The organism is Mycobacterium sp. NPDC048908, assembly GCF_043197955.1.
Taxonomy (GTDB): domain Bacteria; phylum Actinomycetota; class Actinomycetes; order Mycobacteriales; family Mycobacteriaceae; genus Mycobacterium.
Window position 1 is genome coordinate 56,229 of sequence record NZ_JBICUE010000001.1, and the last position, 17,828, is coordinate 74,056.

At 65.1% G+C, this 17,828-nt stretch carries 15 protein-coding genes and 1 pseudogene; 7 read left to right on the forward strand and 9 right to left on the reverse strand.

The annotated features are described in order from the left end of the window. Nucleotides 1-3: 3 nt before the first annotated feature. Complete coding sequence (locus tag ACGFK1_RS00240) at nt 4-1,500, forward strand: PucR family transcriptional regulator (protein WP_393423858.1); 1,497 nt, start codon at nt 4-6, stop codon at nt 1,498-1,500. On the opposite strand, the gene ACGFK1_RS00245 is transcribed toward ACGFK1_RS00240, so the two are convergent. Next, complete coding sequence (locus ACGFK1_RS00245) at nt 1,497-2,849, reverse strand: flavin monoamine oxidase family protein (protein WP_393423861.1); 1,353 nt, start codon at nt 2,847-2,849, stop codon at nt 1,497-1,499. The two genes, ACGFK1_RS00240 and ACGFK1_RS00245, sit on opposite strands and share 4 nt — an antisense overlap. 28 nt (nt 2,850-2,877) lie before the next feature. Between ACGFK1_RS00245 and ACGFK1_RS00250 the strand changes: the two genes are divergently transcribed. The 3 genes and pseudogenes from ACGFK1_RS00250 to ACGFK1_RS00260 all read left to right on the forward strand — a co-directional run. Continuing rightward, on the forward strand, nt 2,878-3,849 hold the full coding sequence (locus ACGFK1_RS00250; RefSeq protein ID WP_393426214.1) for a TIGR03617 family F420-dependent LLM class oxidoreductase: 972 nt from the start codon (nt 2,878-2,880) through the stop codon (nt 3,847-3,849). Nucleotides 3,850-3,889: 40 nt separating this feature from the next. After that, nucleotides 3,890-5,374 carry a flavin-containing monooxygenase gene (locus tag ACGFK1_RS00255; RefSeq protein ID WP_393423864.1) on the forward strand — a complete coding sequence of 495 codons (1,485 nt, stop codon included), beginning with the start codon at nt 3,890-3,892 and terminating at the stop codon, nt 5,372-5,374. A 23-nt stretch (nt 5,375-5,397) separates the two neighbouring features. Further along, nucleotides 5,398-5,890 (forward strand): annotated as a pseudogene (locus ACGFK1_RS00260) (flavin-containing monooxygenase); the annotation flags it as partial. Between the two features lie 22 nt (nt 5,891-5,912). On the opposite strand, the gene ACGFK1_RS00265 reads toward ACGFK1_RS00260, so the two are convergent. Continuing rightward, nucleotides 5,913-7,028 (reverse strand): hypothetical protein, encoded by a 1,116-nt coding sequence (locus ACGFK1_RS00265; protein WP_393423867.1) that lies wholly within the window; start codon nt 7,026-7,028, stop codon nt 5,913-5,915. Then, nucleotides 7,028-8,278 carry a phosphotransferase family protein gene (locus ACGFK1_RS00270; RefSeq protein ID WP_393423870.1) on the reverse strand — a complete coding sequence of 417 codons (1,251 nt, stop codon included), beginning with the start codon at nt 8,276-8,278 and terminating at the stop codon, nt 7,028-7,030. The genes ACGFK1_RS00265 and ACGFK1_RS00270 overlap by 1 nt, the downstream gene beginning before the upstream one ends. A 43-nt stretch (nt 8,279-8,321) precedes the next feature. On the opposite strand from ACGFK1_RS00270, the gene ACGFK1_RS00275 reads away from it, so the two are divergent. The 3 genes from ACGFK1_RS00275 (at nt 8,322) to ACGFK1_RS00285 (ending at nt 10,864) form a co-directional block, all read left to right on the forward strand. After that, nucleotides 8,322-8,924, forward strand: coding sequence for a TetR/AcrR family transcriptional regulator C-terminal ligand-binding domain-containing protein (locus ACGFK1_RS00275; RefSeq protein ID WP_393423873.1), 603 nt, complete (start codon nt 8,322-8,324; stop codon nt 8,922-8,924). A gap of 6 nt (nt 8,925-8,930) precedes the next feature. Further along, the gene (locus ACGFK1_RS00280; protein ID WP_393423876.1) at nt 8,931-9,641 is read left to right on the forward strand and encodes a PIG-L deacetylase family protein; all 711 of its coding nucleotides are present in this window, start codon (nt 8,931-8,933) and stop codon (nt 9,639-9,641) included. Nucleotides 9,642-9,835: 194 nt separating this feature from the next. Then, nucleotides 9,836-10,864, forward strand: coding sequence for a GDP-mannose 4,6-dehydratase (locus ACGFK1_RS00285; RefSeq protein WP_393423879.1), 1,029 nt, complete (start codon nt 9,836-9,838; stop codon nt 10,862-10,864). On the opposite strand, the gene ACGFK1_RS00290 is transcribed toward ACGFK1_RS00285, so the two are convergent. From ACGFK1_RS00290 to ACGFK1_RS00315, 6 genes are all read right to left on the reverse strand, one after another. After that, a complete protein-coding gene (locus ACGFK1_RS00290) occupies nt 10,861-11,634 on the reverse strand; it encodes an enoyl-CoA hydratase (protein ID WP_393423882.1) in 774 nt (257 codons plus the stop codon). The two genes, ACGFK1_RS00285 and ACGFK1_RS00290, sit on opposite strands and share 4 nt — an antisense overlap. An 84-nt stretch (nt 11,635-11,718) precedes the next feature. Further along, on the reverse strand, nt 11,719-13,293 hold the full coding sequence (gene nuoN, locus ACGFK1_RS00295; RefSeq protein WP_393423885.1) for an NADH-quinone oxidoreductase subunit NuoN: 1,575 nt from the start codon (nt 13,291-13,293) through the stop codon (nt 11,719-11,721). Continuing rightward, the gene (locus tag ACGFK1_RS00300; RefSeq protein ID WP_393426217.1) at nt 13,290-14,855 is read right to left on the reverse strand and encodes an NADH-quinone oxidoreductase subunit M; all 1,566 of its coding nucleotides are present in this window, start codon (nt 14,853-14,855) and stop codon (nt 13,290-13,292) included. Before ACGFK1_RS00300 ends, nuoN begins: the two co-directional genes overlap by 4 nt. Continuing rightward, complete coding sequence (gene nuoL, locus ACGFK1_RS00305; RefSeq protein ID WP_393423888.1) at nt 14,852-16,762, reverse strand: NADH-quinone oxidoreductase subunit L; 1,911 nt, start codon at nt 16,760-16,762, stop codon at nt 14,852-14,854. Before nuoL ends, ACGFK1_RS00300 begins: the two co-directional genes overlap by 4 nt. Nucleotides 16,763-16,769: 7 nt before the next feature. After that, on the reverse strand, nt 16,770-17,069 hold the full coding sequence (gene nuoK / locus ACGFK1_RS00310; RefSeq protein WP_393423891.1) for an NADH-quinone oxidoreductase subunit NuoK: 300 nt from the start codon (nt 17,067-17,069) through the stop codon (nt 16,770-16,772). Then, nucleotides 17,066-17,824, reverse strand: coding sequence for an NADH-quinone oxidoreductase subunit J (locus ACGFK1_RS00315; protein ID WP_393426220.1), 759 nt, complete (start codon nt 17,822-17,824; stop codon nt 17,066-17,068). Before ACGFK1_RS00315 ends, nuoK begins: the two co-directional genes overlap by 4 nt. Nucleotides 17,825-17,828 lie beyond the last annotated feature (4 nt).

A 17,828-nucleotide genomic window follows, 5' to 3' on the forward strand; every position in this document is an offset into this window, starting at 1 on the left:
GTGATGCTGCGACAGGTCCTCGACCATCCGGTGCTGGCGCCCGCCCGGCCCGTGCTGCTGAGCGGCGCCGACCACATCGACCACGCGGTTCGCTGGGTGCACACCGCCGACCTGTATGACATCGCCCCGCTGTTGCGCGGTGACGAGGTGCTACTGACCAACGGGGTGGGGCTCATCGGCGTCGATGAGGTCGGTCGCAGGCTGTACGTGCGACGGCTGGCCGAGAGCGGCGTTGCGGGCCTGCTGTTCGAGGTGGGCCGAACCTTCGCCGAGGTGCCTGCAGACATGGTGGCCGAAGGCTGTGACGTCGGCTTACCTGTCGTCGAACTGCAACCGGTGCTGCGTTTCACCGAGGTGGCCGAGGCGGTCAACAGTGAGCTGATCGACCGTTCGGTGGCCCGACTGCGGCACGCCGACGAGATATCCAGAACGCTGTCGGAGCGGTTGGCCCGTGGTGCTTCGCTGCGCGAATTGATCGAACACATCGGCACCACCTTGGGAACGTGGGTGCGGCTCAGTGACTACGCAGGCCGAGTCGTCGTCGCCGCAGGCGGCGTCGACAAGGGCGGCGGACTGAGCGCCGAAGCGCCGGTGCTGGTCGACGGCACCGCATGGGGCCGCCTGACCGTCGGCGCACACGGCGTGCCGGAGGTGTTCGTCAAGGCCGTGATGGAGCGGGCGCCAACGGTTTTGGGCCTGTATCTGATCCGCGAGCAGAAAGACGTCGCGGGCACTCTTCGTGCCCAGCAGCTGCTGCTCGACCAGCTCGGCACCAATCAGTCTGTCGAGCGGCGCCTGTTGGAGGCGAGGATGCGAGCGGCAGGCGTGCCCACCGCCAACCACGAATACGCATGCATCGCGGTCGATCCCCGCAGGGTGGAGTCGGCGGCGAAGATCGTCGATGGGCTGGTTCGGCATGTGGGACACGGGATCTTCGGCTTGGTCGAGGGGACGCTGTGCGCGTTGATGGCCGGCCAGATCGACGATGCGGCACCGAATCTCGCCAACGCGGTGCGGTCGGCGGCACGGGATGCGCTGCCGCGCCAGACTCGGCTGTGTGCAGCCGTCGGGCGGTCGGTACGCGACCCGTCGGATCTACCGCGCGCCATGTCCGAGGCGCGGGCAACCCTGGCCCTTGGCCAGGATCTGCACGTGAGGCAGCCGATCGTCAGTGTGCAGGCGCTTGCTCTCGAACGCATGCTGACCGCGCATGGAAACCTGGACGCCACAAGACGTTTCGTCGAGGACCAGATCGGCATCCTCGAGCGGGCGGACTCCGCGAAGAGCGGTCAGCTCTCCCACACGTTGGAGGTGCTCGCCGCCTGCGGGGGCAACAAGGCGGAGGCGGCCAAACGTCTGCACATGCGGCGGCAGTCGCTGTATTACCGGCTCGACCAGATCGCCAAACTTCTCGACGTCGACCTCGACGACCCCAAGCAGCTGATCACGCTTGCGGTGGCCGTCACGGCAAGGCGAATCCTGTCGCCGGGCAGTATCTAACCGGTCAGCGCCCGGTGCGCTTCCTCGGCCGCTCGTTTACCCGACCGCACGGCACCGTCGAGGAATCCCGTCCATTCATCGGCGGTTTCGGTACCCGCCCAGAAGATGCCGTCGATGGGCTTGCGCAGCCACGGTCCGTACGTCGTCCATGATCCCGGCGGAACCGCGGCAGTAGGCCCACCTGGTGCGAATTGCTCTGCGCCCCAACAATGATCGAGGTAGTCGATGGGATGTCTTGCGGCGTCGCCGAACAGAGTCGCGAAGCCGTCAAGGGCCCTCGCGCGGCGCTGTTCCGGGGTCAGCGGGTCGAAGGTGCGCGCATCGGTGAAGCCGAGCAGGATTCCCGGCCCGTCGTCGTCCGGGCTGACGTCGAAGGTGATGAACACGGGACCCTCGTCGGACAGCGCCTCTCCTGAGCAGCCGTTAACCCGCCAGAACGGGGTTTCGTAGGCGACGTACGCCTTGCTCAGATTGCCCTGCGGCCAGTGCTCGGTGAGCTTTTCGTACTCCGGGGGTAGATCGGGGTCGAAGTCGATCGCCGCCCGGTGCTCCGGCGGGATCGCCACGATGACGGCCTTGGCCGCGACCTCACCACGGTCACAGCCGACAACCAGTGTGCCGTCGGTGCGTCGCTGGATGCTGCGCACGACCGCGCTTAGCACCACGCGATCACCCAGTTCCTCGGCCACCCGAAGCGCAATCTGTTGTGTGCCATTGGGAAAGCGGTCCTGCTGCGCACCGCCTTCGACGTCGAGCATGCGGCCGATGCCACCCGCGGCCTTGATGTAGCGGGTCGCATGCAACATCGACACCTCTTCGGGCTCACAGCCCCACGTCACGCGGGCCATGATCGCCATCAGATTCCGTGTCGACGCGCCGGCATGCACGTAGCGCAACCACTCCTCGAGAGTCTTGGAGTCCAGGATCTCGGCGATCGACGACGTCCACGGTTCGTTGACCGGCACCCGCCGACAGACGCGTTCGAACCGCCACTGTATCCGGGACACGTCGAGCAACTCGATGATCGACAACTTCGGGATGGTGCTGCGATACGACCGGACCTTGCCGTGCCACCGGATCAGGTTCTTGCCGCGACTGTGGGTGCGCACCGTCTCGCACCCAAGTTCCTTCGCCAGCGCGATGACGGCGTCCTGAGTCGGCCCGACGAAAGTGCCGCCGAGATCGACCGGTGTGCCCGCGATCGTCGCGGTCGACGAGCGCCCCCCGACTCGGTCACGGCCTTCGATCACCACGACGTCGTGCCCCAGATGAACCAGGTCGCGGGCAGCCGACAACCCCGCGAACCCGGCACCCACGATGACGACGTCGGCATTGGGCGGAATGGTCACACCACTAGGCTCTCACGCCGTGAAGGTCATGACAGCGTTGTTCGGGCCCACCGATGCGATGGAGCGCGCGCATCTGCTGCGGGAGGCTGGGGCCAGCGGGGTTTTCACCTTCGAGGGACCGCACGACGTTTTCACGCCGCTTGCCCTGGCGGCCGCGGTCGAGGACCTCGACCTGATGACCAACGTCGCGATCGCTTTCCCCCGTAACCCCATTCATCTCGCGCATCAAGCCAACGACCTACAGTTGCTGACCAAGGGGCGGTTCACACTCGGACTCGGTACCCAGGTGCGCACGCAGATCGAGAAGCGGTTCGGCGCGGAGTTCGATCGGCCCGTCGCCAGGATGACGGAACTGGTGCGCGCGTTGCGAGCCATCTTCGCGGCGTGGCAGTCCGGCGACCGCCTCGATTTCCGCGGCGAGTACTACCGGCACACGCTGATGACGCCGACGTTCAATCCTGGACGCAACCCGTACGGCCCGCCACCCATCTATGTCGGCGCGCTCGGTCCGCGGCTGACCAGGGCCACTGCCAGCACGGCGGACGGCCTGCTGGTGATGCCGTTCGGTTCGAAGCGGTTCCTGCAGGAGGCGACCATGCCGGCCATTCGGGAAGGGTTGGCCGCCGCGCGACGCGACCGAACCGACTTCGCCGTCGTCCCCGAGATCATCGTCTCGGCCGGGGACGACCACTCCGCCACTCGCAGGTTGCTGGCTTTCTACGGGTCGACGCCGGCATATCGGCCCGTGCTGGACGTGCACGGTTGGGGCGATCTTCAACCGGAACTCAACACGCTGTCCAAACAGGGCCGGTGGGAGGAGATGGGCAGGCTCATCGACGACGACATCCTGCACACCATCGCGGCCTGCGGCAGTCCCGGCGACATCGCCGCCCACATCCGCGACCGGGTGGCGGGCGTCTCCGACCGGATCTGCATCTACCAGCCAGGACCGATCGCGGTGGAATCGCTGGCCGCGATCGTCGACGCGCTCAACAGCTGAGCCCCTAAGGTGGTACCCGGGTGGACCAAAGGAGGTCTTCTTGAGCGCTCCCGAGTACTCAGACGTGCTGATCATCGGCGCCGGGATATCAGGAATCGGTGCCGCCTACCGCATCAAGGAAAAGAACCCCGGGCTGTCCTACACGGTGCTGGAACGCCGTGCCCGCATCGGCGGCACGTGGGACTTGTTCCGCTATCCAGGCATCCGGTCCGACAGCGACATCTTCACCCTCAGCTTCCCCTACGAGCCGTGGCGCAGGCCGGAGAACGTCGCCGACGGCGAGGACATCCGGGCGTACCTGACCGAGACCGCCCGCAAACACCGCATCGACGAGCACATCCGGTTCAACACCAAAGTCGTCTCCGCCGACTGGGACTCGGCCACCGATACCTGGACGGTGCAAACCGAACAGGACGGCGCGGCCAAGGCCTACCGCGGCCGGTTCGTCTTTTTCGGCACCGGCTACTACAACTACGACGAGCCCTACCGACCCGAGTTCCCCGGCATCGAGAACTTCGCGGGCGAGATCGTGCACCCGCAGTTCTGGCCAGAATCGCTGGACTATGCCGGTAGGCGTGTCGTGGTCATCGGCAGTGGCGCCACCGCGGTCAGCATGATCCCGTCGCTGACGAAGAAGGCCGGCCACGTCACCATGCTGCAGCGCTCACCCACCTACATGCTGTCGATGCCCCGCATCCACCCTGTGGTGCAAGCGATCCGGAAAGTGTTGCCAACGCGGGCGGCCAACCACGTCGTGCGGCTGTACAACACCTTCTTCACCGTGATGACCTACGTGGTCGCCCGGAACGCACCGAAGTTCAGCAGGCGGCTCATCCGGGCGATGGCGAAAAAGAGCCTGCCGCAAGGCTATCCGGTCGACGTCCACTTCAAGCCCAAATACGACCCGTGGGACCAGCGGATGTGTCTGATCCTGGACAACGACCTCTACACCGCGGTCAGCGACGGCCGCGCCGAGGTGGTCACCGACACCATCGACCACGTCGACAGCACGGGAATCGTGCTGCGCTCGGGCCGTCATATCGACGCGGACGTGATCGTGACCGCGACGGGCCTGCAACTACAGGCGCTGGGCGGCGTGGCCATCAGCATCGACGGCGCCGAGGTCAAACCGCAGGACCGGTTCGTCTACAAGGAGCACATGCTCGAAGACATCCCGAACATGGCGTGGTGCGTCGGCTACATCAACGCGTCATGGACGCTGCGCGCCGACCTGACGGCGCGCTCGGTCGCGAAGCTGCTGTCCTACATGGACGCTCACGGTTACACGCATGCCTATCCGCATCTTGGTGACCGGCCCATGCCGGAGAAACCGGCGTGGAACATCAACGCCGGCTATGTGCAACGTGCGCTGCACGCCCTGCCGAAATCCGGCACCCGCCGGCCGTGGAACGTGCGGCACAACTACGTGCTCGACGTCATCGATCATCGCTTCGACCGCATCGAGGAATCGATGGTGTTCGGCCGCGTTGATGTCACGGCGGCCAAGGAGGCCAGGCCGGCCTAGCGGGCTCGAAGGAGGTAAGCCCGGTGAGTACCACCGAATCTGTCTACTGCGATGTATTGATAGTCGGCGCGGGCATTTCCGGCATTGGCGCCGCGTATCGCATCCACCAGAAGGATCCCGCGCTGTCGTACACGATTGTGGAACGACGGCCGCGGTTGGGCGGCACCTGGGACCTGTTCCGGTATCCGGGTGTGCGCTCGGACAGTGACATCTTCACGTTGAGCTTTCCTTTCGAACCGTGGCGGCGTGAGGAGACCATCGCCGACGGCCCCGACATCCGGCGGTATCTCGACGAGACGGCGCGTAAGCACAACATCGACAAGCACATTGAACTGAACACCCGCGTCGAATCGTGACTGCGACTCGCAGACCGACACCTGGACGGTTCGGGCCGAGCAGGACGGCACAGGCAAAACGTACCGCTGCCGCTTCCTGTTCTTCGGCACCGGCTACTACGACTACGACAATCCGCACAGCCCGGACTTGCCGGGGATCGAGAACTTCAGTGGTGAGGTCAGCTGAACGCGCCCACCGAGATTCAGGGCGCGACGGTCAGCCAGTCGGCGAAGCCGGACGGATCGTGCCTGCCGAGCGCGCCGTGCTCGAACAAGCCCCAGCCCTCACGCTCGACGCCGTCAGCGTCGCGGCATACGGCGCGGCCGACATGGTCGATCACACCAAAACCCGCCCGCCCGACGATCGCCGGGTCGGTCATGTCGTAGGTCAGGCGTTCGGTGAAACCGTCGCCCCTCCACATGCCGTGCAGCCAATCCGAGTCACCGCCGTACCCGCCGCCGACGTGGATCGGCACCGGCAGCTTGGATTCGACCTCGAAGCTCAGCGACGCACCCGTCCCGTCGGTCGCGTCGACGGTCGCGCCGGTCGGTATGCGAGTGCCGGAGCGGTAGTGAATCTTCACCCGCGGCCAGCCGAGTTGCTCAACGCGGCCGTCCTTCCAGATGCGGGTGCAGTCGTTGAGTGACCGGAAACCAAGGTGGTCCTCCTGGATGATGACGACGATGCCGAAGTCGTCGAACGCCATCGGCACGTAGAGCCACCACATGCCCTCGAACGGCGGATCGTCGGGGCGGCCTGCGGGCTCGGCTTCACCGATGGGCCGAATTCCCCATGACCGGTCGCGGGTGCCGATCCAGCGGGCCGGATCCACCGCGATCTCCTTGCCGTCGATCACGAGGTGACCGCTCCACGCGCCGACCTGGGCGAAACGTTGAGCATCGAGCGTGACACGGTTGCCCCGGCGCATGATGTGCGGTTGCTCCTGCACCACGTCGAAAAGGCCGTCCCACGTCAAATCCGCTGCGATACCTTCGGTCTCGTCCAACACGATGCGCAGTTTGCGCAGCGGCTCGATGACTTCGACGCGATAGTTTCCGACGCTCTGGTTCAGCCGGTCCTGGTCGATCGCTCCGCTCAAATGCACGGCTGTCTGCTCATCGCCGCGCCGGACAAGTAGGAACGCGTCCTTCACGCCGAGATTCGGGTAGTAGCCGATGCCCGAGATCACGAAGATGTCGCCCGTGCGGTCGTGCGCGTTGAAGTACGAACGGTCATAGAAGTTGCGGTCACTGGAACCCGGCCATGCGATCGGCTGCGGGATCTGGTGCACCGGGAACTCGTCCATGGGGCCGAGCATCACGCGTCTCCGATCAGTCGCTTGAGTACTGAGCCGTGGTAAAAAAGCGACTCCACGTCGTCAGGTTTCTCGATCTCGCCGAATCGGACCCGCCGCGCGCTGGTCCGCATGAACACGCACGCCCAGATCACGCCGGAGTACACGTAGAACCAGTGCAGGTCGCCCAGTTCCACACCGGCCAGTTCGGCGTACGTCGCCTTGACGTCCTCTTCGCGCATGAACTCCGGCAGCCCGGGTAACCCGGCCAAGCCGGCCAACTCCTGGAAGACCATGTGGGCGAAGATGATCCACGCGACATCCATCTCGCGTGGGCCGAGCACCGCCATTTCCCAGTCCAGCACGGCGACGGGCCGGAAGTCCGAGTACAGCACGTTGCCAACGCGGGAGTCGCCCCACACCAGGACCGGGTCCTCGGCTGCGGCGTCGGCAGGCCAGTTCGTCTCGAGCCATTGGAGCGCCCGTTCGAGCAATTCCGAGCGGCCGATGTCCGGAACGGCGAATCTGTACCAGGATTGCAGCCAGTTGAGATTGCGCCGCAACGCATTTGACTCCGGAGCCGCTTGGTCGGCGACATTTGACTCCGGAGCCGCTTGGTCGGCGACATTTGACTCCGGAGCCGCTTGGTCGGCGACATTTGACTCCGGAGCCGCTTGGCCGGCGACATCAGATCCCATGCCATCGTTGAGGAAGCCGAAGGTCTTCTCGGGCTCGGGAATGGAATGCAGCTTGGCGATCACCTCGATGGTGCTGTCCTGCAGCTCGCGTTGACGCTGTGCAGGGGAGTCGGCGAACCAATTGTTGCCGAACGTATACGGCATCACATCCGGCGGTACCTGGCCCTCGACGTAATCCATCAGGAAGAACGGTGTGCCGAGCACCTCGCCTGTCGGTTCGAGCCACCGCACCCGGGGGACGGGGACATCGGTCATCTCACCGACCAGCCGGATCACGTCGAACTGGTGGTCCATCCGGTATGACGAGAACACCGGAACGTCCTGCATGGTGGGCGCCACCCGCGCCACCCACCTCTCTTCCCAGCGGTGCCCGTCGTCGTCCCAGCGACCGGTCAAGATGATCGTCTCTGACGACATCCCGTTGGCGTCGACACCGCTCTCCACGGTGACTTCGGGCCTCACGCCGCCCGGCATCACGGTCGCTAACCAGTCCGACATCACCTCGGGAAGTGAGCTCAGGTCGCGACTCGAGTGTTCGAGGCGGCCGACGTCTTCGACAGCCGGTTCAGTAGCCACAGTGATTCCTTCGGCCGTTAATTACGATACGGTGGGTAGCGTTATGAAAGCAGACCCGTCATCGGATGACAAGGCTCCGGGGGCAGGGCGTCCCCGGGACCCGCGCATCGACGTTGCCATACTGCGCGCCGCCGCGGATCTGCTTGTGGAAATCGGGTATTCGAACCTGACCATGGCCGCGGTGGCCGAGCGCGCGGGAACCACCAAGACGGCGCTGTACCGGCGTTGGTCGAGCAAGGCTGAACTGGTGCACGAGGCAGCGTTCCCCGCGGCGCCGACGGCGATCGAGACGCCGCCTGGTGACATCGTCGCCGACGTCCGCGCGATGATCGCCGCCGCTCGCGACGTGTTCACCAGCCCGGTGGTACGTGCCGCGCTGCCCGGTCTGATCGCCGATATGGCCGCCGATGCGGACCTCAATGCCCGCGTCATGAGCCGCTTCACCGACGTCTTTGTCGCGGTGCGAACCCGACTGGCCGACGCGGTCCGCCGCGGCGAGGTGCACGCCGATGTCGACCCGGATCGACTGGTGGAAGTGATCGGCGGCGCAACGCTGTTGCGAGTGCTGCTGACGCCCGACGGACCGCTCGGTGATGATTGGGTCGCGCAGACGACTGCCATCGTGGTCCACGGTGTGGTCTCGTAGAAACCGATGCTCGCGCCTTTCCCGACTGACTGGCAGACCGCACTGGTGCTCGTGCCGCATCCCGACGACGTCGAGTACGGGTGCGCCGCGGCGGTTGCCAAATGGACCGCGCAGGGCAAAGCCGTGCATTACGCACTGGGCTGCCGGGGCGAGATGGGCATCGATGGCCTGCCGCCCGAGCGGGCGGGTCCGTTGCGGGAAATCGAGCAACGCCGCTCCGCAGCCATCGTCGGCGTCGACGACGTGCAGTTCTGGAACTTCCCCGACAGCCAGATCCGCGACACACCCGAGCTACGCGCGAAGATCGCCGAGACGATCACATCGCTTCGGCCCGATCTGGTGCTCACGATTTACAGCGGTCCTGAGTGGGCGCCCGGTCAACCGAATCAGCGCGACCACATCGAGTTCTCGAATGCCGTTGCGGCGGCTTACGACTCGCTCGCAGACCCGCCGCGGTGGCTGTTCGAGAATGGCCCGGAGGTCACTCATGCCGAGGTGATCGACGACGACTGCTTCGAACGCGCCATCGAATCGCTCGCCGCCCACGACGTGTATCTATCGGTGCTCGATCCGGCGACGCCGGTGCTGGAGCAGGCTCGCACGCAGGTGCACATGGCGACCGCGCCACGACCGGAATTCGGGGGTAAGCGCACCGTCGAGTTCATCGTGCGGCGCGACAGACTTCGAGCTGCAGCTAATGCCGAAATTGTTCGCTAATTGGATATCCGTTCGCTACTTTCAGGAGTTACCGGTCAGCGGTGTGCTGAATGCGCACGTCGCAAATTTACGTTACGGCGCACAGCTACCTGCCAGAGATTGCACAGCATTTGCAAAGCCACACACTAGCGAACGGTTTCTCGTTACTATCACAACTACTCTATGGGGCTTCGGGGAGCGAGGGGGCAAGAGGCGTGGAGCCAAGCTGGGGTCACAACCGGGCAAAACTCGGCGGAAAGACGGCGCTGGTCACGGGTATCACCGGGCAGGATGGGGGTTATCTCGCCGAGTTGCTGCTGTCCAAGGGTTACCAGGTCTACGGCCTGGTCCGCGGTCAGAACAATCCGAAGGAACCCAGCCTGCGGGCAGAGTTTCCCGAGGTACATGTGCTGCATGGTGACCTGCTGGACATGTCGAGCCTGGTGTCGGCGATGCATGTAGCGAAGCCGGACGAGGTGTACAACCTGGGGGCCGTGACGTTCGTGGCCTACTCGTGGCAGAACCCGCGATTGACGTTCGACGTCACCGGGGGTGGCGTGCTGAACATGCTCGAGGCCGTGCGCCTGTACCAGGAGATATCCGGGCACACCGTCCGCTACTACCAGGCATCCAGCGCGGAGATGTTCGGCAACGCGCAGGAGATTCCGCTGCGGGAGACCAGTCCGTTCTATCCGCGGTCACCCTACGGCGCGGCGAAGGCCTACGGGCACTACATGACCGTGAACTACCGCGAGTCCTACGGCATCCACGCCAGTTCGGCCATGTTGTTCAACCACGAATCACCGCGCCGCGGCACCGAATTCGTGACTCGTCGGATCAGCCAGGCCGTGGCGCGGATTTCGCTCGGGCTGCAGGACAGCATCTCGCTTGGCAATCTTCACGCGCAACGAGATTGGGGCTTCGCAGGCGACTACGTCGAGGCGATGTATCTGATGCTGCAGCAGGACACGCCAGACGATTACGTGCTGGCGACCGGTGAAGCGCACTCCGTCAGCGAGTTCCTCGACCTGGCGTTCGACGTGATCGGTATCGATGATTGGTCGCCCTACGTCAGGGTCGACGCCGCGCAGATGCGCCCCGCTGACGTCGAGGTGCTGATCGGAGATGCCACGAAGGCACGATCGGCCTTGGGCTGGAAACCGCGAATGTCGTTCGTCGAACTCGTGCAGTTGATGGTCGAAAGCGACATCCAGGCGCAGTCGTTGGCGGTGTCGCGCCGCTAGCCTCCGAGCTGGCGCTTGTTGCGCTCGCTCACGGCGCGGAATCGATCACCGAGCCCCTCGAAATCGCGGTGTTGCGCGGACGCGATCGCGGCTTCGGCGGCAAGCGCCGGGTCGACCACTGCTGCCGCGCCGGCGGCATAGATCTCCTTGAGCCCCAACATGGTCGATGCGGGCACCTCGGCGATCTGACTCGCCAGCTCGAGCGCTCGATCGAGCAGTCGGTCATGTGGTACCACTTCGGTCACCAATCCGATGCGCTCGGCCCGGGCGGCATCCACCACCTCCCCCGTCATCGACAGCCGTCGCGCCATCGCCAGCCCGACGAGTCGGGGGAGTCGCGCGGTCATGCCGCCGCCGGGCAGGATCCCGACGCGGGCGTGGGTGTCGGCGAACACCGCGCGCTCGGAGGCGATGAGAAAGTCGCAGCCGAGCGCCATCTCGAGGCCGCCGGTGAACGTCGCGCCGTTGATTGCTCCGACGATCGGCGTGCGCGCCGTGGCGACCGCGGCGATACAGCTCTGCGACCGGAATTCCTCGAAGTACTGCAGCCCGTCGCGCTGCGCCTCCTTGAGGTCGACGCCCGCGCAGAACGCCGGATCGGCTCCGGTCAGCACTACGGCGTGCACGGAGTCGTCGGCGTCGGCCTCGGTAACCGCATCGTAGGTGGCCCTGATCAGGTCGCGGCTCAACGCGTTCCTGGCATCGGGCCGGTTCAGCGTCAACAACCTGACCGCACCGTGATCGGCGGTGAGGACGAGGGAATCGGTCATGGTTTCCTTCCCGCCGAGATCGACGTATTGGCGGAACCGTCTCGCACTAGCCGCCCAAACGTACGTTTGGGTGACAAGGGAACCTCAGGGCAGGAACTGGTTGGCCGTGTTGGCCAGATCCAGCAGTGGTTGCGGCAGCGCGCCGAGGAGGAAGGTGACGGCCGCGGTGATCATGACGACCGCGGTGCTCAACACACTCGGCACCACCACCGCGGGCGCGTCGTCGGGCGGCTCGGTGAAGAACATCAACACGATGACCCGGACGTAGAAGTATGCGGCGACCGCACTTGCGACGACACCGATCACCACGAGCGGAATCGCTCCGCCCTCGCCCGCGGCCTTGAAGACCGCGAACTTGCTGACGAACCCGCTCGTCAACGGGATACCTGCGAAGGCGAGCAAGAACAACGAAAACACAATGCCCACAGCCGGATACCGGCGGCCCAGACCTGCCCAGCGCGCCAGCGCGGTGTCTTCCTCGCCGTCGGCGCTGCGCACCAGACCGACCACCGCGAACGCACCGACAGTGCTGAACCCATAGGCGAACAGATAGAACAGGGTCGATGACACGCCAGCTTCGTTCTGGGCGATCACACCGGTGAGGATGAATCCGGTATGCGCCACAGCCGAATACGCCAGCATCCGCTTGACGTCGTTCTGGGTCACGGCCGTGACCGTGCCCACCACCATGGTGAGGATGGCGATGGCCCACATCACCGGTCGCCAGTCGTCGTGCAAACCGGGCACCGCGATGTAGAAGATCCGCAGCATCGCGCCGAACGCGGCGATCTTCGTCGCCGCCGCCATGAACGCCGTGATCGGGGTCGGTGCGCCCTGGTACACATCGGGAATCCACGAGTGGAACGGCACGGCGCCGACCTTGAACAGCACACCTACCAGGAGCAACCCGGTGCCGATCAGTGCCAGCGACGTCTTGCCCGTACCGGCCGTCACCGCATCGGCGATGCCACCGAGGTTCAGCGTGCCTGCGTACCCGTACAACATCGCGACGCCGTACAGGAAGAAGGCTGACGAAAACGCGCCGAGGAGAAAGTACTTCACCGAGGCTTCCTGCGATAGCAGTCGCCGCCTGCGGGCCAGCCCGCACAGTAGATACAGCGGCAGCGAAAGCACCTCGAGCGAGATGAACATGGTCAACAAATCGTCGGCGGCCGGGAACAACAGCATGCCGCCGATCGCGAACATGGTCAGCGGGAACACTTCGGTCTGGATGACACCGGCCTTGGTTGCCAGTTTTTCCGCGACGCTTCCCGCCACCGCTGAGGCCTGCGGGGTGAACGCATCCAGGCCGCGGCCGGAGTCTTTGTCCCCGGCAGCGTCGATGCGCCGTTCGGCGATGAGCAGAATGCCGAGCACGCCCATCAGAAGAATTGTGGCCTGAAGGAACAGGGTCGGCGCGTCGACGGCGATAGCGCCCATCACGGCCGTATGGCCGGTGCCGCCGCGCAGATCGCGAGCCAGCCCGACGACCGCGATGAACGCGACGACCAGACCACCGAGGCTGAGCACCAACTGGGCGGCGTAGCGCTGCTGACGTGGCAGGAATGCCTCGACGAGCACGCCGACCACGGCCACCCCGAGCACGATGAGCATGGGGGACAACAAGCCGTATTCGACGACGGGGGTGGGTACGTTCATCGGGCCGGCCCTTCTGCCATCTGCGGTGCCGGGTCAGGCTGGTTGATGGTGGTCAGCGTGTGGCTGACCGCGGGATTGATCACGTCCAACGCGGGTTTCGGATACACCCCGAGCAGCAGTAACAACGCGATAAGCGGTGCAACGACGACCAGTTCGCGTGGCACCAGGTCGCGCAACCGGTCGTTGTCCTCCTTGACCGGGCCGGTCATCATCCGCTGATACATCCAGAGGATGTACACCGCGGACAACACCAGCGCCAATGACGCGAACACAGCGAAGGCCGGGTAGCGCGTGAATGTTCCGATCAGGACCAGGAATTCGCTGATGAACGGTGCCAGACCCGGAAGAGACAACGTCGCCAGGCCTGCGACCAGGAAGGTGCCTGCCAGGACCGGTGCCACCTTCTGCACGCCGCCGTACGCCGCGATCAGGCGAGTACCCCTGCGCGACACCAGGAACCCGGCGATCAGGAACAGTGCCGCCGTGGAGATGCCGTGATTGATCATGTACAGCGTCGATCCCGACTGGCCCTGCGTGGTCATCACGAAGATGCCGAGGATGATGAAGCCGAAGTGCGAGATCGAGGTGTATGCGATCAGGCGCATCACGTCGACCTGGCCGATGGCCACGATGGCGCCGTAGACAATCCCGATCACGGCCAGCGTGATGATCAGCGGCCGGAAATACATTGCGGCGTCGGGGAACAACTGCAGGCAGTAGCGCAGCATGCCGAACGTTCCGACTTTGTCCATCACGGCCATCATGAGCACCGCGCTGGCCGGGGTGGCTTCCACCGCCGCGTCGGGCAGCCAGCGGTGGAACGGCCACAGTGGCGCCTTGACCGCGAACGCGAACATGAACCCGCCGAACAACAAGTTCATCACCGCGGGACTCATCACGAACTGACCGCTGGACACCGCAGCGACGATCGCGCGGAAATCGAAGGTGCCTGCGGCGAACGCGTCGCTCTGCGCGGTGACCACGTAGAGGCCGACCACCGCGGCGAGCATGATCAGGCCGCCAAAAAGGTTGTACAGCAGGAACTTCACTGCCGCTTTGGAACGGTTCTCGCCGCCGAACCCGCCGATCAGGAAGTACATCGGGATCAGCATGGCCTCGAAGAAAACGTAGAACAGCAGTATGTCGAGCGAGACAAGCGACATGAGCACCATGCCCTCGACCGCAAGCGTCAGCGCGAAGTAGGTGTGCACCGACCGTCCCGCCCAGCCGATCTGATCGCTTGCGTCGTTCCAGCCCGCGACGATCAGCAGCGGCACCAGCACCGCCGTCAGCACCACCAGCGCCAGCGCGATGCCGTCGACGCCGAGGATGTAGCCGGTGCCGAACGACGGGATCCACCGGTGCGATTCCACGAATTGGTACTGCTCGCCGCCCGGTTGGAACCCGACCGCGACCACCAGCGTCACGGCGAGCACGGCGATGGAGACCAGCAGCGCCAACCACTTGGCCACCGCTCGCTGCGAGGCGGGCAGCAGCATCACCAGTGCCGCACCGAGCATGGGGAGCGCCCACAGGATCGTGAGCCACGGGATCGAGGTCACCACAGCTGCACCGCCAGGATCGCGGCGACCACCAGGGCCGCACCGGCCAACATCGACAAGGCATACGAGCGTGCGAATCCGGTTTGTAGTCGCCGGAATCCGTTGCTGATGCGGCCGACGAGCGCGGCGAGGCCGTTCGCCGCGCCGTCCACCGCGTCGTTGTCGATTTCGACGAGTCCCTCGGTGAGAAGCTGTCCCGGTCGCATGAACACCCGTTCGTTGAATGCGTCGCCGTAGAGGTCTTGGCGCGCGGCGACGGTGAGCGCCGACCCGGCGGGCACCTCCTCGGGAACAGCCCGCTTGCCGTACATCCGGTACGCGATCGCGATTCCTGCGGCGACCACGACCAAGATCACGGTGGTGGCCACCCACACCGGTGTCGCATGCGCCTCCTCATGGGCGCCGACGACGGGCTCGAGCCATTTCTGCAACGTGCCGCCGATCGCGAAGACACCGCCGGAGAACACCGAGCCGACGGCCAACAGGATCATCGGCCATGTCATGACCGCCGGTGCCTCATGCGGATGCGCGACAAGTTTGTTCGCCGTCGCGTCGTCCCCCTCGGAAGCCCAACGCTTTTCGCCGAAGAACGTCATCAGCATCACGCGGGTCATGTAGAACGCGGTGATCCCTGCCCCCAGGATCGCTACGGCGCCGAGGATCGGCCCCTTGATTCCGCCGCTGCCCAGCGCGGCCTCGATGATGCCGTCCTTGGAGAAGAAGCCGGCCAGCGGCGGCACGCCGATGATCGCCAGATAGCCGAGCCCGAACGTCGCAAACGTGATGGGCAGCGCCTTGCGCAGCCCACCGAACCGGCGCATGTTCACCTCGTCGTTCATGGCGTGCATGACCGACCCCGCGCCGAGGAACAGCCCCGCCTTGAAGAAGCCGTGGGTGAGCAGGTGCATGATCGCGAACGCGTAACCGGCGGGGCCCAAGCCCGCGGCCAGCACCATGTAGCCGATCTGCGACATGGTCGATGCCGCAAGCGCTTTCTTGATGTCGTCCTTGGCGCAGCCGACGATCGCGCCGAACAGCAGTGTGACTGCGCCCACGATCACGACACCCAACTGCGCGCCGGGAGCCAGGTCGAACACCGGCCCGGACCGGACGATCAGGTAGACACCCGCGGTGACCATGGTGGCGGCGTGGATCAGCGCCGACACCGGCGTCGGGCCCTCCATCGCGTCGCCGAGCCAGGACTGCAGCGGCACCTGTGCCGACTTGCCGCACGCGGCGAGCAAGAGCAGAAGGCCGATCGCGTTGAGCGTGCCTTCGCCGAGTTGCGGTGCCGCCGAGAACACGCCGGCGTAGGAAATCGAGCCGATGTAGGTGAACATCACCATAAGCGCGATGGCCAGACCCATGTCGCCGACGCGGTTGACCACGAACGCCTTCTTGGCCGCCGTGGCCGCCGACGGCTTGTGCTGCCAGAAGCCGATCAACAGGTAGGAGGCCAGGCCCACGCCTTCCCACCCGACGTAAAGGCCCAGATAGTTGTCGGCCAACACCAACAACAGCATCGCGGAAAGGAACAGGTTGAGGTAGGCGAAAAACCTTCTGCGTTCCGGGTCTTCGGCCATGTAACCGATCGAATAGATGTGGATCAGGGAGCCGACGCCGGTGATCAGCAACACGAAGCACATCGACAGCGCATCCAGTTGCAGGCCGAAGTCCACATGCAGACCGCCGACCGGCACCCAGGAGAACAAGGCCTGATGCACTACGCGGTCCTCGGCATGGCGGCCCAGCATGTCGACGAACAGCACGACACCCGCGCCGAACGACGCCAGCGCCGCCAAACAGCCCAGCAGGTGACCCCAGCTGTTGGATCGCCTGCCGGAAAGCAGAAGAATGACCGCACCCGCCAGCGGGAGGGCGATCACCAGCCACACCAGAGTTGTCATGGCAGCCTTAGTTTTTCAGCAGGCTGGCTTCGTCGACCGAAGCCGACCTGCGGGTGCGGAAGACGGTCATGATGATCGCGAGTCCGATCACCACCTCACAGGCGGCGACCACCATGGTGAAGAAGGCCACCACTTGACCGTCCAGATGGCCGTGCATGCGGGAGAACGCGACGAATGCGAGGTTCGCGGCATTGAGCATCAATTCCACACACATGAACATGACGATGGCGTTGCGCCGCAACAGCACTCCCGAGGCTCCGATGGTGAACAGCAGCGCCGACAGGTACAGGTAGTTGTCCGGGTTCACGAATCACCATTCCTGCCGCTGGTCTGACCGACGGTTCGCCTCTGCAAGATCGCGCTGACGGAAAGCTCCGCGGGCGATCCGTCCGGCAGCCGAGCGGCGACGTCCACCGCGTTGTTGCGCGCGTACACGCCGGGGTTGGGCAGGGTCGTCGGGTGGCCGCCAGGCTGGAAACGTTCCTGTGCCAGTTCGCGTTGCGACTTACGCCGCTCGAAGCGTTCGCGGTGTGCCAACACCATCGCGCCGAGGGCGGCAGTGATCAGCAAGGCGCCGGTCAACTCGAACGCCCACAGGTACTTGGTGAAGATCAGTGCCGCCAGCCCCTCGACGTTGCCGCCCGCGTTGGCCTCCGACAGCCCGGTGAAACCGTTCACCGATACGCTGCCGATTCCCGCGATGACCAGAACGCCGAAGCCGAGCCCGACCACGATCGCCGCAACCCGTTGTCCCCGAATCGTTTCCACCAGCGATTCCGAGGAGTCGACACCGATGAGCATCAGCACGAACAGGAAGAGCATCATCACCGCACCGGTGTAAACCACCACTTGTACGACACCGAGGAACAGCGCGCCCTGCGCGATGTAGAACACCGCCAGCACGATCATCGTGGTGGCCAGGAACATCGCCGAGTACACCGCTTTGGGTGCCGCCACCACGCCGATCGCACCGAGCACGGCGACCGTGCCGAGCACCCAGAACAGCACCGCCTCCGTCGTCGACGTGTGTCCGACGGTGTTCGAGGAGAGGGCCGCGAGGATCTCG